Here is a 14,638-nt window from a genome sequence, read left to right as displayed (position 1 = left end):
GAAGGTCACAAAAGCGGATGGATTGTGCCCTTCACCTAGTGAAGAAGGAGCTGAAAGTAACAAAAGCGGATGGATTGTGCCCTTCACATAGTGAAGAAGAAGCTGAAGGTCACAAAAGCGGATGGATCGTGCCCTTCAGTCGGTGAAGAAGAAGCTGAAGGTCACAAAAGCGGATGGATCGTGCCCTTCAGTCGGTGAAGAAGAAGCTGAAGGTCACAAAAGCGGATGGGTTGTGCCCTTCAGTCGGTGGAGAGGAAGCTGAAGGTCACAAAAACGGATGGGTTGTGCCCTTCAGTCGGAGGAGCAGCATTTGAAGGGCACTAAACGGAACAACTCGTGCCAGCCAGATGGTGAAGAAGCTCCTGAAGGCTTTCCGTCAATTAAAAAAGTCCGTCTTTTTGTAAAATTATGCAACTTTCCGGCAGATTCTGTCGTTTCACAGACAGACAAGAAGCTGGAGGGAAAAAAATGTGCGGTTTTGCAGGTGTTGTTGATTACAGTCAATCAAAGAAAACGGAGTACAGAGAGCTTATAAAAAATGCGGGCAGGATGATACGGCACAGGGGTCCGGATGACAGCGGAATGTTTGAGGATGAGCACGTGATTTTTGCATTCAGAAGGCTGAGCATCATTGATGCAAAGGGAGGTCATCAGCCCATGCCCTATCAAAACGGCCGCTACCACATTGTGTTTAATGGAGAGATCTATAATTACGTGGAGCTTAGAAAACACTTGCTTTCAAAAGGAGCTTCATTAAAAACGGAAACAGATACAGAAGTGATTGTCGCGCTGTATCACTTATACGGAGCGGAAGTCGTTGATTATTTGAGGGGGATGTTTTCCTTTTTAATTTGGGACAGGTTAAACATGCACCTTTTTGGAGCAAGAGATCATTTTGGAATTAAACCGCTCTATTATATTGAAGACGGACATACGGTCCTTTTTGCTTCAGAGATGAAAAGTATAAAAGAACACAGTTCAGACCCTGTAATTGACGGCCAATCACTGCAGCATTATCTTTCATTTCAGTATGTTCCAGATCCCCGCACCATACAGGAGCATATTCAAAAGGTGCCGCCCGGATCTGTCTTTTCAAAGACTATTGGACAGCCCCTTCAGATTGAACGCTACTGGAAGCCGATGCTTGAACCAAAACGGCAGGCTGATGAGAAAAAAATGATCAGGAACATTCAGGAGGCGCTCATCGACTCTGTGAACCTTCATATGAGAAGTGATGTTCCGGTTGGTTCTTTTTTGTCGGGAGGGGTGGATTCCAGTATTATTGCTTCCATCGCACGCAAGTATCATCCCGGGCTGAAAACATTTTCTGTCGGCTTCAGGCAGTCCGGCTACAGTGAAATCGACGTGGCAAAAGAAACGGCAGCTGCCATTGGCGTAGAGAACGTTTCCTATTATGTGGACCATGAGGAATTTATGAGAGAGCTTCCGAAAATTATCTGGCATATGGATGATCCGGTTGCAGATCCTGCTTCTATTCCGCTCTATTTTGTTGCAAGAGAAGCCAGAAAGCAGGTAACCGTTGTTCTCTCGGGTGAGGGGGCAGATGAACTCTTTGCCGGATATAACATTTACAAAGAACCTGGAGATTTATCTGTGTTTACCTATATGCCAGATTCCTTCAAGAAAGCGCTCAAACAGCTGTCAGCCATCTTCCCTGAAGGAATGAAGGGAAAGAGTTTTATCGAAAGAGGCACAACTCTCCTGGAGGAAAGGTACATAGGGAATGCAAACATTTTTTCAGCATCAGAGAAAAAGATGATGCTGACAAATATGGAACAGTATGAAAAGCCAACCGGAATTACGAAATGCCTGTTCGATGAAGTGCGCCAGCTTGACAGTGTATCAAGAATGCAGTACATCGATCTTATGACATGGCTGAAAGGGGACATTCTTGTAAAGGCCGATAAAATGACGATGGCACATTCTCTTGAATTGAGGGTTCCCTTTTTAGATAAAGAAGTTTTCAGATCTGCTGCGCAGATTCCGCATGAATGGAAAGTGAAAAATAGTGAAACCAAGTATCTGCTTCGGAAGGCTGTCCGTGATTTGGTTCCGCCGCATGTCCTGCACAGACGGAAACTTGGTTTTCCAGTCCCGATCAGGGATTGGCTGAAAGATGAAATGTATGAGTGGGCAAGGTCGCTCCTCATGGAAAGCGGGACGGATTACCTGCTGGATAAGACTCTTGCTCTTGGGATGCTTGAAAAGCACAGAAGGGGCGAAGGAGATTACAGCAGAAAAATTTGGACAGTATTGACGTTTATTCTCTGGCATCAGGTTTTCATCGAAAATGTTTACACTTTCAGGCCTCTTGAGCTTGTCCATTCCTGAATGATGCAGGAGAATGAAATAAGCAATAAAATGAAAATTACAGCACAGGAAAGGGAGAACGCATGATGGCGGTCTCCCTTTTATTAAGCGTACCGGATATAGGACTGCTGATGAAGCACTTCATTGTACTCATTGAGAAGTCCTTCAAAAATAGAATCCCACGTCTGTGTCAGCGCATATGCACGGGAGCTCATGCCCATCTGGTAACGCAGAGCATCATTAGTGAGAAGTGTTTCAATGGCTTCGGTAAAACTTGAAACGGAGCCGGTTTCGCAAAGATAGCCTGTTTTTCCATGCTGGATGATGTTCTTCACTCCGCCCGAGTTTGCTCCGATTACTGGAGTCCCAGCAGCAAGTGCTTCCAGCACAACGTTTCCGAATGTTTCGGTTGGTGAGGGGAAAACAAAAAGATCTGAGCCTGAGTAAATCTTAGCGAGCTTTTCGCCGCTTGCATAGCCTGCAAAGGTCATATTGCCAGGTGCCCCGTTCATCATTTCTTCTTTTGACGGCCCGTCACCGACGACAAGAAAGTGAACCTTGTTTTTTAATTGAGGCGGGAGCTGATGGGAGATTTTCATAAAAGTCTCCACATCTTTTTCAGGGGCGAGCCTTCCTACATAAGTCAAAATAAACTTTTCTTTTATCTGATATTCCTGAATGATTTCCCTCCGAAGGTAGTTAGGGTGAAAAAGCTGACAATCTACGCCTCGCGACCAGATGCGGACATTCTCAAATCCCTGATGCAGCACCTGAAGTTTCGTTTCTTCCGAGGGCACAAAAACTTTCTGGAGAGGGCGGTGAAACCAAAGCATATATTTCCATAATAGCTTCGAGAAAATCTGCAGATCGTAAAATTCTAAATACTGGTCAAAATCTGTATGGTATGAACCGACTAAGGGGATATTTAATTTTTTGGCATAATGCAGTCCGCATAGACCAATGTTAAAAGGAGTGGCTACATGGATGATGTCGGGTTTGAATTTCATGAGTTCTGATTTTACTTGCAGCATGTTGGGCCATGCAAGTCTGCATTCCGGATACAGAAAAAAGGATGAGCTCGCAAATCTGTGAATATGGCTGGAAAAAAGTGATTCCTTCGTGCTTTCCGGCGCAAAAACTTTGTATTCGTGGCCCTGTTCTTCTAAATAATCGGTAAGACGCTTTAACGTTCTCGCAACACCATTTACATCAGGTGCAAATGTGTCTGTGAATATCGCAATTTTCATCTTTACCCCTCCATGAGTCTGCTGCAGCAGCAATGTTCTCTTTCACGTTACAATGGAAGCTGGAAAAAGGATGCCCCTCCAAAGTATTTCTGAATGAAAAGAAAGCAGGTTATACCGGCAGTCGTGCCAAGAATGCATCCTGCCAGGACATCTGAGGGGTAGTGAAGTCCGAGATACATCCTCGAAATTCCTACACTGAACCCTAGAGGAAGCAGTATAACGGCAGCTTGAGGAAAGAGGAATAAAAAGGGTATGATGACGGAAAAGATGGCTGTTGTATGGCCGGATGGAAACGAATGATCCTCAAGCGGGTTCGCCGGCACCTTTGTCTCAAGCAGCGCCAGATAAGGACGTTTTCTCGGGTAGCGCTTTTTGACATAGGCAACGGGCAGGTGGCTGAGCAATAATGCCGCTGCACTTGCTGCCGCTGCAAGGCGCAGCTGGCCTGATGTGATGAAAAGGAGAAGAAGGCACAGCGAGATGGTAAAGGCTGCTCCGCCGGTATGGGTGATATTCCGGAAAAAGCAATTCATGAACTTCCGGTCAAAATGACGGTTTACACTGCGGAACAATCTGCATTCAAAATCGTACATGTTTGCAATAAATTTAGTCATCTATCCGATGCTCCTTTACAACACTGTTTACCTCCATTTTAATGGCGAAATATTTAGAGAATAATAATGGAATGTAAAGATTTCAAGTAAGAAATTTACATTCTTTTTATCCATAAAAAAACCGCGGAACAGCAGTCAAGAGCCATTCCGCGGTCATCAGCCCAGCCGAATAGACCCCTTTTTTGCAGGTGTTAACTAATATGTAAAAACGGCATGGGTTATTCCCGGTTTTCCTGCACCGCTTTATAAAGCTGTCCTTTTTCAGCGTACTCCCTGCGGATGCGCTCCATATCCAGGCGGTCCTCGTCTGTTAATTCTCTGACGACTTTAGCGGGCCTGCCGAATGCAAGGGTATTTGGCGGAATCTTCTTGCCCTGGGGAACGAGGCTTCCTGCACCGATAAAGGCGCCTTCTCCAATTTCAGCTCCGTCGAGGATAATGGATCCCATCCCGATTAACGCATGTTTACGGATGATGGAACTGTGCAGAATCACACAATGGCCAACGGTTACGCCATCTTCCAATACAAGCGGGGCGTTCGGGCTTTGATGGAGACAGCTGAGATCCTGAACATTTACTCGGTCACCGATTCTGACAGGAGACACATCTCCCCTGATGACTGTTCCAAACCAGATGCTTGACTCCCGGCCGATGACTACGTCACCTGAAACGGTTGCTGTATCTGCAATAAAAGCAGAATCTGCTATATCCGGATATGTGTCTTTATAGGGATAAATCATGCGGATCAAACTCCTTTTGTTATATAATTAGGCAAACATATTATACCAAAGAACGACCGGGTTAAAGCAGGCGTGAAAAACCTTTTAGAAAGGTGTGAAATGAGTTTATGTGGAAATGGGAATGTGAAGATGAGAATCCGAAAGGCGTCATTGTCATTGTTCATGGAGCTGCAGAGCATCATGGACGATACAGGTGGCTTGTCCAAATGTGGAAATGTGCAGGGTATCATGTGATTATGGGCGACTTGCCGGGGCAGGGGACTTCGACAAGAAACAGAGGGCATATAAAATCTTTTGACGAATACATTGCAGAGTTTAACATCTGGGTAAAAGAAGCGAGAAAGCTTGGCCTTCCGCTGTTTCTGCTTGGACACAGCATGGGAGGGCTTATCGTCATCAGGGCTTTGCAGGAAGAACATCAGCACATTAATGGTGTGATCCTTTCATCTCCATGCCTTGGACTTATTTTTAAGCCCAATAAAGCACTGGAACTTATTTCAAAACCTTTAAATATCCTGGCGCCTTCTTTAAAAGTGAATTCGGGTCTTTCCGTCAGTCTGGCCACGAGAAATAAGGAAGTCAGAGATGCGGATGAAAATGATACTCTTTATGTGACAAAAGTATCTATAAGGTGGTATCGTGAACTCATCAAGGCAATGGAACAGGCCCATGCGAAAGTGAAGCAATTCCCTGACCTGCCGCTTTTAGTTATGCAGGGCGGAGATGATAAGGTAGTGGATCACTCCTTGGTCAGAACCTGGTTTAACCGCGCCCCGCTCAGAGAAAAGGCATATAAGGAATGGGACGGCTTTTATCATGAAATATTTAACGAACCAGAGAGAGATCAAGTATTTAAGTACGCTGAGGCGTTTGTCAGCGCGCATTTAGAGCGAGGAACATAAAGAGGTGATTTTCTTGAAGGCAATTCCTGAGCACCCGCTTTTGCTTATGGCAAAAATTTATAAAGACATCTTTCCGTCTGTTCATTTCCATCTGAACACGTGGAAAGAAAAAGCGGAACAGATCCCGAATACTGAGCTTAGAACCCAGGCCCTTGCAAGCATCAGCACGAAGACCTTTCATTGTGAAGGAGGCGGCATCTACGGGCTCCTGTCAGGAGACTGCAGGCACGACTGCGTGGAGTTTATTGTCGCCTATCAGACAATCAGCGATTATCTCGATAACCTTTGCGACAGAAGCACGTCTCTTAATCCGGAAGACTTTGCGTTGCTTCATGAATCGATGACTGACGCTCTTACAGTCGGCGCCCCTCTTAAAAATTACTATGCATACAGGACCGACCAGGATGACGGCGGATATTTGCATGAGCTCGTGAAAACGTGCCAGCGAATTTTGTCAGGTTTAGATAACTATCCATTCATTGCGGATTATCTGATTGAACTTGCCCGCTACTATTGCGACCTGCAGGTACATAAGCACGTAACAGTGAACGAGCGCATACCAAGGCTTGAAACTTGGTTTGAAACATACAGGCAGGAGCTTCCTGACATGCAGTGGTATGAATTTTCTGCGTGTGCAGGCTCTACATTGGGCATCTTTTGCCTTGTCTCCTATGCCTTCAGAAAAGACTTCAGCAAGTCAGAAGCTGCCCGCATCAGAAACAGCTACTTCCCCTATGTTCAGGGACTGCATATCCTTCTCGATTACCTGATTGACCAGGAAGAAGACAGAATCGGCGGCGACCTGAATTTCTGCAATTATTACTCAGACGAACGGGAAATGATGGGCCGTCTCCAGCACTTCGTCGTTCAGGCAGAAACCAATTTGAACGGCATTCCCCACGAAAACTTTCATAAACTGATTCACCGGGGACTTCTTGGCGTGTATCTCTCAGATGAAAAAGTTACAGCCAGAAAAGATCTCGGCAGACTTGCCAGGCAGCTGATCAAGCTTGGCGGAAAAACATCATCGTTTTTCTACTGGAACGGAAGAGCTTACAGGGCATTTCAAAAGCTGTCAGCAAGAAGTTCGTAATGAAAAAACGGGCCTGAAACCCAACTGGTTTCAAGGCCCGTTTTCTGTTTTCAGCACGATTATGCCTTCATCTTCTCAATTGCCACAATAAAAGGAGCGTCGTTTTTCTGATTCATGAACTGATATTTAAGGACATGTGCCTCTTTTTGAGGAATCTTTTGCACAAAGTCCAAAACGGCATCTCTTTCTGCTTTTCCTTCTTCGTGGCCATGGTAAATGACAAGAATCATGATTCCGCCTTTTTTCAGGACGGAAAGCAGCTGCTCAACAGCCTTCAGTGTGGAATCCGGTCTAGTCACAATCGATTTGTCGCCACCTGGAAGATATCCGAGGTTGAATATGGCTCCGGCCGCTTTTCCATGCCATTTTTCAGGGATAAAATCAGCCAGGTTTTCGTGACTCTCTTTAAAAAGAGTCACCCTGTCAGCGTATCCTGCCTGTAAAATCCGTTCTGAAGTGGCGCGGACTGCTTCTTCCTGTATGTCAAAGCCGTACACGTGACCTGATTCTCCAACAAGCTCTGCGAGGAAAACTGTATCATGCCCATTGCCTATTGTAGCGTCAACGGCGATGTCGCCTTCTGCTGCGGCTTTGGATAAAAGTGTTTTTGCAAATGTGAGAACCCGTTCGAGTGTCATAATTGTCCTGCCTTTTCTGTCTTATAAAATTTCCCTTGGTAGCTCTCTCTTCTTTTTAATTCTGCATCGATTGAATTCAGCACATCCCATTTGTTTACACTCCACATCGGCCCGATCATCAGGTCAATCGGCCCGTCGCCTGTTATGCGGTGCACAATCATTTCCGGGGGAAGAATTTCAAGCTGGTCACATACTAATGACACATAATCCTCTTTTGTAAGGAATTCAAGTTTCCCTTTTTCATACTGCTTGACCATTGGCGTGCCTTTCAGCAAATGCAGAAGGTGGATCTTAATCCCCTGCACATCAAGGTTTGCTGCGGCACGGGCTGTTTCCATCATCATTTTATTCGTCTCAAGAGGCAAGCCGTTAATAATGTGTGTACAGACTCTGATGTTATGCTTGCGCAGCTTTTCAACACCTTCAGCGTAGCAGGCAAAATCATGCGCTCGGTTAATAAGCAGCGCCGTGCGTTCATGAACGGTCTGAAGTCCCAGCTCAACCCAAAGATACGTGCGCTGATTTAATTCTGCCAGATAATCAACCACATCATCAGGAAGACAGTCAGGGCGTGTAGCGATAGAGAGGCCGACAACACCGTCAAGAGCAAGAACAGATTCGAACTTTTCTCTCAAAACCTCAACAGGAGCATGCGTATTTGTAAAAGCCTGAAAATAAGCCATATACTTTCCGTCTTTCCACTTTTCGTGCATTTTATCTTTAATTTCATAAAATTGCGTGACAAGATCTTCTTTGCGGTTTCCGGCAAAATCGCCAGAACCTGCTGCGCTGCAGAACGTACACCCTCCAAAAGCTGCCGTCCCGTCTCTGTTCGGACAGTCAAATCCCCCGTCCAGAGCCACTTTAAACACCTTATGTCCAAAATGATTCCGCAAGTGGTAATTCCACGTATGATACCTTTTATCGTCTGCTGCATATAGAAAAGGGTTTTTCTCTTTCAGCGGAAAAACCTCCTTTTTGTAAAAAAATTTTCAACAAGCCATCAGAGCATTTTATCACGGGGCAGACTCTTATGACAAACATGCACAGCCGGATTTACCAATTGTTTTTCAGTAAAAGGAACAGGCTCTAGGCAAACAATATGAGTAATGGAGCACAATGCTTCATTTTACAATAGGAGGTCTGCAGCCATGGCAACAAGACAATCTGTTACTGAATGTCTCGATAATTGCTCAAATACGTATGATTTCGCCCAAAGCCAGTATACAGAAGGCAGAAAGCAGGAGCATTACAACGATACAGAATACTCTAAAGCGCAGCAAATGCTTGAAGATGCAGTAAATGAGTGCAATGCATTGTCTCTGAGCGCAAACGATCAGCAAAAAGAACAGCTGTACAGAATGCGCATCCAGCTTCAGCAGCTTCAAAATGAAATGATTCTGCTTGATCACTAGGAGGATGAAGTCTGTATGAAAAAACGCTCAAAACAGCAAAACCCCGAACAGAAAACAAGAAACGGCATCAACAATACCGACACCGAATTCGGCCAGGAATTTGATCCGGTAAAAGAGTCCAAGAAAAAATATGAAAAACAGGGACAGAAAGTGAAATCGAAACAGCGTCCTGAATAAGGAATGACCGCTTCCGGGTTTGGGAGCGGTTTTTTAGGTGTTTTTTAAAAGCTGCTGGAGGTTTGGTGCCATCAAAAAAGGAACTGTGCATCTTGATGGATCTGAACTCTGAGATAAGTGCCATCAAAAAAGGAAATCAGCGTGTTGGTGGTTCTGAACTCCGAGATAAGTGCCATCAAAAAAGGGATAGTGCGTGTTGGTGGTTCTGAACTCCGAGATAAGTGCCATCAAAAAAGGGATAGTGCGTGTTGATGGTTCTGAACTCCGAGATAAGTGCCATCAAAAGAGGGAATCTGCGTGTTGATGGATCTGAACTCCGAGATAAGTGCCATCAAAAGAGGTAATCTGCGTGTTGGTGGTTCAGAACTCCGAGATAAGTGCCATCAAAAAAGGAAATCTGCGTGTTGGTGGTTCAGAACTCCGAGATAAGTGCCATCAAAAAAGGAAATCTGCGTGTTGGTGGTTCTGAACTCCGAGATAAGTGCCATCAAAAGAGGAAATCTACGTGTTGATGGCACCGAACCCCGGTAATAGTTCCATCAAAAGCGTTTTGATACCCCAACCACAAAAACACTCCCAAAATCCCCCAAAAAACCATTGACAATAATTACAAAAATCATTATTGTATTATGTGTACTACTAAAACTAATACACGTAGTACAGAACCATTTCACGATAGGAAGAAGGGAGACCGATGATTCAAATTGACCCGCGCAGCTCAAAAGCGATTTATGAACAGATCATTCAGCAGATGAAAGAGCTCTGTCTGAAAGGAATTCTTAAGCCCGGTGAAAAGCTCCCGTCAGTGCGCGAGCTTTCAACGATGATTATTGCAAACCCTAATACCGTAAGCAAAGCATATAAAGAGCTTGAACGTGAAGGAATGATTGAAACGTTAAGGGGCAGGGGGACTTTTGTCTCCGAGAATGCCGGAGTAACGCTTGATGAAGGGAAGATGGAGATGATCAAAGAACAATTGAAGCCGCTGATTGTAGATGCCGTTTATGCGGGAATTGACATTGAAGTCATTCACAAATGGATTGAGGAAATCAGCAGAGAAATGAGAGGCGGAGACCATGCTTGAACTGAAAAATCTCTCAAAATCGCTCGATGGAGTGAGGGTGCTGGAGGACGTATCACTGACGATTGAAAAAGGCGATATCTTTGGGCTTCTGGGCAGAAACGGCTCGGGAAAAACGACGCTTCTGCGGATTATTCAGCAGATTGTGCTGCCGGATGAGGGAGAGGTTTTGTTTGAAAATGCCTCCATAAAGAAGCAGCCCCTGGCTAAAAGAAAGGTCATTTATGTACCTGTCCAAAACCCTTTTTATGATAGATATACATATAAAGAACTGTCAGGGATGCTGAAATCCCTGTATCCGGATTTTGATGTCACCTATGCGAACGAGCTGATGAACCGCTACGGAATACCGGAAACAAAAAAATACAGGGATTTATCAACGGGGCTGAAGAAACAGTTCGCTCTCATTATGGCCTTTGCTTCAAGACCTGCAGTCATTTTGCTTGATGAGCCGACTGACGGAATTGATGCTGTCACAAGAAGAGATCTCCTGCAGCTTATGGTGGATGAAGTGGGGGAAAGAGAAACCGCCATTCTGATTACCTCCCACAGGCTCGAGGATATTGAAAGGATCTGCAGCAAGATCGGCTTTCTGGATGGACATACTCTGTCCAATGTGATGGACCTTGAATCGCTCCGGGAGGATTTTGTGAAAATACAGGCTGTTTTTGAAAATGACCTGCACTTAAAGATTAGAGAAATGGGTGTTCCAATTCTTGACCACTCCGGTATTTTTTACACGATGCTTCTGGAAAAAAAGGATGAAGATAAGATGAAGCGGCTTCAATCCCTCGGTCCTAAAGTCTGGAATACGCTCCCGGTTAACTTAGAGGAAGTATTTATTGCAAAGTTTGGAGGGGACCGAAGATGGTAGTGCGTGCTTTATTTTTAAAAGAGTTTAGGCAGATCAGAGTCCTGCTTGTCTTATTTTTCATTCTTAATGCTTTTTTTCTTCCATATAGAATCTGGACCGAATACTCAGGCCATCAAAACATGCTGAAAGAGTATCCGGAAATGTCGTCTGATCCGTTTGTTTTCCTGTTGGGAGACGATTTGCTCCTGATTTTATCCTCTGCTTTCCTTTTTTTCATCGCAATCGCGCAAATGGGAACGGAGAGAGCCAGGGGGACAATGGATTATACACTCGGTCTGCCATTTAAACGTTCAGAAATTTATCTTGTGAAATCTGCTTCTGTTCTTATTGCAATCCTGCTTTCGTCACTGATTTCCCTGGTGCTGTCAGGAATCTACGCAGATACGGCAGGAGTGGTTTTGTCTGAACCGTTAATGGATTATTATTTGGAATTGGTTTTCTGCCTGGTGATGGTTTACAGCTTGACCTTTGCAGCGGGTTCGCTTACGGGAACGCCATTTGCGCAGGGGCTGACGGCTCTGAGCACCGGCTCGCTGCCGTTTCTGTTTACATTTGTTGTCTTTAACCATGTAGAAGGCCTTGGATTATACTCCTATGCAGAAATCGAGAATTTCATTAATGCGGGATGTCTTTTGACACCGTTTCTTCCAATGATGAGCTTGCCTTTTTTCAAGGAACTAACGGAGGGAATGCCCCTTTACTTTTTGATCCAGGCAGCAATGGGTGTATTATTCTTTGCGATTGGACTGTATTCATTCCTGCATCATCCGAATGAAAGGAACGGCAATTTCTTTTTATGGAAACAGCTTAATTTGCCTATTTTGATCTTGGTGCTGCTGCTTGGGGTGCTTGGATTCAGTTCAATGGGATACCGGATGTATGATCAAGGCATAACAGGATTTGTAACCGGAGGCGCTGCCGGGGCAGCCGTAAGTCTGCTGCTGGGCTACTTCCTCATATATAAAAAAACAAAGCATTCCTAGGAGAGGAAATCATGATAAAAGTTGATGGATTAAGTCACTCGTTTAAGGTTGGAAAAAAAGGAAATGAAAAAGAAATACCTGTTTTGAAAAATGTATCGCTTGCCATTCAAAAAGGGGAAATCGCTTCAATCGTCGGCAGGAGCGGTTCGGGGAAATCAACGCTTCTCAATTTAGTTTCAGGCTATATCGCCCCGACAGAGGGGAAAATTACTGTCGGCGGCACAGAGGTGACCGGGTTCAGTGAAAAAGAATGGGCAGCCTTCAGGCTTGATACGTTTGGCTTCATTTTTCAAAGTTTTCAGCTCATCCCGAGTCTGACGACGTTTGAAAACATTGAACTGCCATTAACGTTGAAGGGTGTTCCTTCTTCTGCAAGAAAAACGAAGGTAACCGAAATGCTTTACAGAATCGGTCTTGATAACCATTCGGGCCATTATCCAAACGAGCTGTCAGGGGGACAGCAGCAGCGCGTTGGAATTGGACGTGCCCTGATTACAAATCCTGAAATCATTCTGGCTGATGAACCGACAGGAAGCCTGGACAGTGAGACGGAAAAAGAAATTCTTGACCTCATCAAAGAGCTGAACACAGAAAAAGGCATCACGTTCTTCATTATTACCCACGATGAAGAAGTAGCGGCATTCAGCGACAGAAAATTTGTGCTGCAGGACGGCGTACTGAAGGAAGAGGGTGTTCCTGTTGAAATTTAGAGATCAGCTGGGCCTTGTCAGAAGAAATATGAAGAAAAACAGGATGAGGGTTTTCATGACCGTGCTTGCGACTACCATCGGCTGTGCGTTTCTGATTGTACTTGCATCTGTAGGTTTCGGGATGCAAAAAAGCATGCAGGAAGAGCTTTTAACTGCTCAAAAGCTGAATGAAATTCAAATCAGCGGGAAGGAAACGGACGCGGGCTTTGAGCAGGGGAATGATCAACAAATTAAAGAACTCGAGGATACAAAGAATGTGGCAGCAGTCGTCAGAAGGTCCTATGCTACCACCACAGGACAAACGGCTGCAAAGCTCGGAGACAGAACAGCCGATTTCGCACCTTTGCTGCTTACAAATATGGAAAATGAATTTAAGGCAAATTTGAAGCTTGACTCAGGTGAAGCACCGGAAAATGACCGGGAAGTCATTGTCGGCCATCATTTTGCTGCTTCGCTTCTGACGGATGCGGAGAGAAAGAAGCGCGATGAACAGGCTCAGAATTCAGAGACGGCTGCAGAAGAACCGGAAGGCTTTCAGGGTGAATTGATCGGTAAAGAGATTGTCCTGACACAGACCGAACAGATTGACGGCAAATCGGAAACGAAAAGCTGGACGTTTACAATCTCCGGTATTACAAAAGCTCCTGCAAAGGATTATTTACAGGATGCCACCGTCTACATCAGTGATGATTGGAAAGAAGACATGCAGGCCTTTGCCGCAAAAGCTGATGGTGCAGATGAAATTGAGCCGCAGGATTATAATGAAATCAAGGTTTATACGTCAAGTGTTGAAGATGTGAAAGGCGTGACAGATTCCTTAAAGGATAAAGGATACTTAGTGTACTCCATAACAGAAGAGCTTGAAAACATGAACTTATTCTTTAATGCCTTTAAAGCAGGACTGATTTTTGTAGGAACTGTAGCCGTTCTGATTGCATCGATCGGTATTTTTAATACGATGACGATGGCTGTAACAGAACGTACACAGGAAATCGGGATTATGAAGGCAATCGGGGCTCAGCCTGGCGTGATCCGCAGAATCTTTCTTCTTGAGAGTGCGTTTATCGGCCTGCTCGGAGCATTGCTCGGTGTGATTATTGCCTACGCCGTCAGCTTTGCGGCAAACTTTGCCATTCCGCTCGTGCTTGGAGCCGTTTCTGAGGGAAGCATGGAAGGTGTGGACTTTACGTTCTCCTACATTCCTCTCAGTCTTGTCCTGATTGCGGGCGGCATCAGTCTCGGAGTGGCCTTGATTTCAGGATTGCGTCCGGCCGTGAAGGCGACGAATATCAATGTTCTCTCCGCGCTCAGACGAGAGCTTTAAAGGCATTCAATGCCTGCTGTTTGCAAATTATGACCTGCGGAGGGATGGCATTTGAAAAGCTGGTTTGTCAATTTGATGATCGCATTGCTTTTGGTGATTTTATTTGTTCTGCCTGTTAGAGGCATGTTCAGCAGTGCAATCACCATTACGATTACAAATCAATCGGAACATCAGCTGGATGAAATGGAGATCAGCTATTCTTATAATGAGGAAAAAATTTTGATTCCGTCATTGGAACCGAAAGAAACCTATCAGCTGAAAATCACGCCGAGCGAAAAGTTCAGTGAAAGTTCTATTAACCTTTTATACAAAGACAAAAACGGAAAACAGCTTGAGGAAACGATTGTCGGCTATTTTGAAAAAGGGTATCAGGGTTCTGCAGATGTGACAGCAGTGAGCATGCAATCCAGTGGTGAAATTATATTTGAAACAGAAGAGGATCTGTCTTTGTATTAACAATGATCCAAGCATCCAGGCACGGCAAATCAGTCCGGTATTTCCCGGTTGCA

The 14,638-nt window shown here is 44.9% G+C and carries 16 protein-coding genes; 11 read left to right on the top strand and 5 right to left on the bottom strand.

Annotation, left to right across the window (positions count from 1 at the left end):
* Positions 1 to 468: 468 nt before the first annotated feature.
* Positions 469 to 2,352 carry an asparagine synthase (glutamine-hydrolyzing) gene (gene asnB, locus JOJ89_RS16480; protein WP_203288474.1) on the top strand — a complete coding sequence of 628 codons (1,884 nt, stop codon included), beginning with the start codon at positions 469 to 471 and terminating at the stop codon, positions 2,350 to 2,352.
* An 83-nt stretch (positions 2,353 to 2,435) separates the two neighbouring features.
* Here asnB and JOJ89_RS16475 read toward each other — a convergent pair whose 3' ends face one another.
* From JOJ89_RS16475 to JOJ89_RS16465, 3 genes are all read right to left on the bottom strand, one after another.
* Entirely contained in the window at positions 2,436 to 3,578 is a 1,143-nt protein-coding gene (locus JOJ89_RS16475; RefSeq protein ID WP_203288471.1) for a glycosyltransferase family 4 protein, read from the bottom strand.
* 47 nt (positions 3,579 to 3,625) lie between these two features.
* Positions 3,626 to 4,192, bottom strand: coding sequence for a phosphatase PAP2 family protein (locus JOJ89_RS16470; protein WP_203288469.1), 567 nt, complete (start codon positions 4,190 to 4,192; stop codon positions 3,626 to 3,628).
* 218 nt (positions 4,193 to 4,410) lie between these two features.
* On the bottom strand, positions 4,411 to 4,932 hold the full coding sequence (locus JOJ89_RS16465; protein ID WP_029565869.1) for a gamma carbonic anhydrase: 522 nt from the start codon (positions 4,930 to 4,932) through the stop codon (positions 4,411 to 4,413).
* 107 nt (positions 4,933 to 5,039) lie between these two features.
* Here JOJ89_RS16465 and JOJ89_RS16460 point away from each other — a divergent pair, with 107 nt between their 5' ends.
* Complete coding sequence (locus JOJ89_RS16460) at positions 5,040 to 5,834, top strand: alpha/beta hydrolase (protein ID WP_029278870.1); 795 nt, start codon at positions 5,040 to 5,042, stop codon at positions 5,832 to 5,834.
* Between the two features lie 46 nt (positions 5,835 to 5,880).
* Positions 5,881 to 6,927 (top strand): tetraprenyl-beta-curcumene synthase family protein, encoded by a 1,047-nt coding sequence (locus JOJ89_RS16455; protein WP_029278873.1) that lies wholly within the window; start codon positions 5,881 to 5,883, stop codon positions 6,925 to 6,927.
* A 59-nt stretch (positions 6,928 to 6,986) separates the two neighbouring features.
* On the opposite strand, the gene mnmM is transcribed toward JOJ89_RS16455, so the two are convergent.
* Both mnmM and mnmL read right to left on the bottom strand, forming a co-directional pair.
* Positions 6,987 to 7,565, bottom strand: coding sequence for a tRNA 5-(aminomethyl)-2-thiouridylate-methyltransferase MnmM (gene mnmM / locus JOJ89_RS16450; protein WP_029278875.1), 579 nt, complete (start codon positions 7,563 to 7,565; stop codon positions 6,987 to 6,989).
* On the bottom strand, positions 7,562 to 8,527 hold the full coding sequence (gene mnmL / locus JOJ89_RS16445) for a tRNA modification radical SAM protein MnmL/YtqA (RefSeq protein ID WP_203290364.1): 966 nt from the start codon (positions 8,525 to 8,527) through the stop codon (positions 7,562 to 7,564). Before mnmL ends, mnmM begins: the two co-directional genes overlap by 4 nt.
* A gap of 189 nt (positions 8,528 to 8,716) precedes the next feature.
* On the opposite strand from mnmL, the gene JOJ89_RS16440 reads away from it, so the two are divergent.
* The 8 genes from JOJ89_RS16440 to JOJ89_RS16405 all read left to right on the top strand — a co-directional run bounded on the left by JOJ89_RS16440 (position 8,717) and on the right by JOJ89_RS16405 (position 14,585).
* Positions 8,717 to 8,980, top strand: a complete 264-nt coding sequence (locus JOJ89_RS16440) for a YtzC family protein (RefSeq protein ID WP_029278879.1) — start codon at positions 8,717 to 8,719, stop codon at positions 8,978 to 8,980.
* Positions 8,981 to 8,995: 15 nt separating this feature from the next.
* The gene (locus tag JOJ89_RS16435; RefSeq protein WP_029278881.1) at positions 8,996 to 9,157 is read left to right on the top strand and encodes a hypothetical protein; all 162 of its coding nucleotides are present in this window, start codon (positions 8,996 to 8,998) and stop codon (positions 9,155 to 9,157) included.
* 694 nt (positions 9,158 to 9,851) lie between these two features.
* Positions 9,852 to 10,241 (top strand): GntR family transcriptional regulator, encoded by a 390-nt coding sequence (locus tag JOJ89_RS16430; RefSeq protein ID WP_029278882.1) that lies wholly within the window; start codon positions 9,852 to 9,854, stop codon positions 10,239 to 10,241.
* Positions 10,234 to 11,112, top strand: coding sequence for an ABC transporter ATP-binding protein (locus tag JOJ89_RS16425; RefSeq protein WP_203288467.1), 879 nt, complete (start codon positions 10,234 to 10,236; stop codon positions 11,110 to 11,112). The genes JOJ89_RS16430 and JOJ89_RS16425 overlap by 8 nt, the downstream gene beginning before the upstream one ends.
* On the top strand, positions 11,106 to 12,095 hold the full coding sequence (locus tag JOJ89_RS16420) for an ABC-2 transporter permease (RefSeq protein WP_203288465.1): 990 nt from the start codon (positions 11,106 to 11,108) through the stop codon (positions 12,093 to 12,095). The genes JOJ89_RS16425 and JOJ89_RS16420 overlap by 7 nt, the downstream gene beginning before the upstream one ends.
* An 11-nt stretch (positions 12,096 to 12,106) precedes the next feature.
* Complete coding sequence (locus tag JOJ89_RS16415) at positions 12,107 to 12,805, top strand: ABC transporter ATP-binding protein (protein ID WP_029278885.1); 699 nt, start codon at positions 12,107 to 12,109, stop codon at positions 12,803 to 12,805.
* Complete coding sequence (locus tag JOJ89_RS16410) at positions 12,795 to 14,129, top strand: ABC transporter permease (protein ID WP_203288463.1); 1,335 nt, start codon at positions 12,795 to 12,797, stop codon at positions 14,127 to 14,129. Before JOJ89_RS16415 ends, JOJ89_RS16410 begins: the two co-directional genes overlap by 11 nt.
* A 51-nt stretch (positions 14,130 to 14,180) precedes the next feature.
* Positions 14,181 to 14,585, top strand: coding sequence for a hypothetical protein (locus JOJ89_RS16405; RefSeq protein WP_203288461.1), 405 nt, complete (start codon positions 14,181 to 14,183; stop codon positions 14,583 to 14,585).
* The last annotated feature ends 53 nt before the right edge of the window (positions 14,586 to 14,638 follow it).

It is taken from the genome of Metabacillus sp. cB07, from assembly GCF_016839225.1.
GTDB classification, from domain to species: domain Bacteria; phylum Bacillota; class Bacilli; order Bacillales; family Bacillaceae; genus Bacillus_P; species Bacillus_P indicus.
Note: the sequence above shows the minus strand (reverse complement) of the source record. Positions and strands in the feature narration are given on the sequence as shown.

Excerpts from the sequence above, each read along its gene's own strand:
- asnB (WP_203288474.1), top strand. The coding sequence starts at position 469 with ATGTGCGGTTTTGCAGGTGTTGTTGATTACAGTCAATCAAAGAAAACG.
- JOJ89_RS16475 (WP_203288471.1), bottom strand. The coding sequence starts at position 3,578 with ATGAAAATTGCGATATTCACAGACACATTTGCACCTGATGTAAATGGT.
- JOJ89_RS16470 (WP_203288469.1), bottom strand. The coding sequence starts at position 4,192 with ATGACTAAATTTATTGCAAACATGTACGATTTTGAATGCAGATTGTTC.
- JOJ89_RS16465 (WP_029565869.1), bottom strand. The coding sequence starts at position 4,932 with ATGATTTATCCCTATAAAGACACATATCCGGATATAGCAGATTCTGCT.
- JOJ89_RS16460 (WP_029278870.1), top strand. The coding sequence starts at position 5,040 with ATGTGGAAATGGGAATGTGAAGATGAGAATCCGAAAGGCGTCATTGTC.
- JOJ89_RS16455 (WP_029278873.1), top strand. The coding sequence starts at position 5,881 with ATGGCAAAAATTTATAAAGACATCTTTCCGTCTGTTCATTTCCATCTG.
- mnmM (WP_029278875.1), bottom strand. The coding sequence starts at position 7,565 with ATGACACTCGAACGGGTTCTCACATTTGCAAAAACACTTTTATCCAAA.
- JOJ89_RS16440 (WP_029278879.1), top strand. The coding sequence starts at position 8,717 with ATGGCAACAAGACAATCTGTTACTGAATGTCTCGATAATTGCTCAAAT.
- JOJ89_RS16435 (WP_029278881.1), top strand. The coding sequence starts at position 8,996 with ATGAAAAAACGCTCAAAACAGCAAAACCCCGAACAGAAAACAAGAAAC.
- JOJ89_RS16430 (WP_029278882.1), top strand. The coding sequence starts at position 9,852 with ATGATTCAAATTGACCCGCGCAGCTCAAAAGCGATTTATGAACAGATC.
- JOJ89_RS16425 (WP_203288467.1), top strand. The coding sequence starts at position 10,234 with ATGCTTGAACTGAAAAATCTCTCAAAATCGCTCGATGGAGTGAGGGTG.
- JOJ89_RS16420 (WP_203288465.1), top strand. The coding sequence starts at position 11,106 with ATGGTAGTGCGTGCTTTATTTTTAAAAGAGTTTAGGCAGATCAGAGTC.
- JOJ89_RS16415 (WP_029278885.1), top strand. The coding sequence starts at position 12,107 with ATGATAAAAGTTGATGGATTAAGTCACTCGTTTAAGGTTGGAAAAAAA.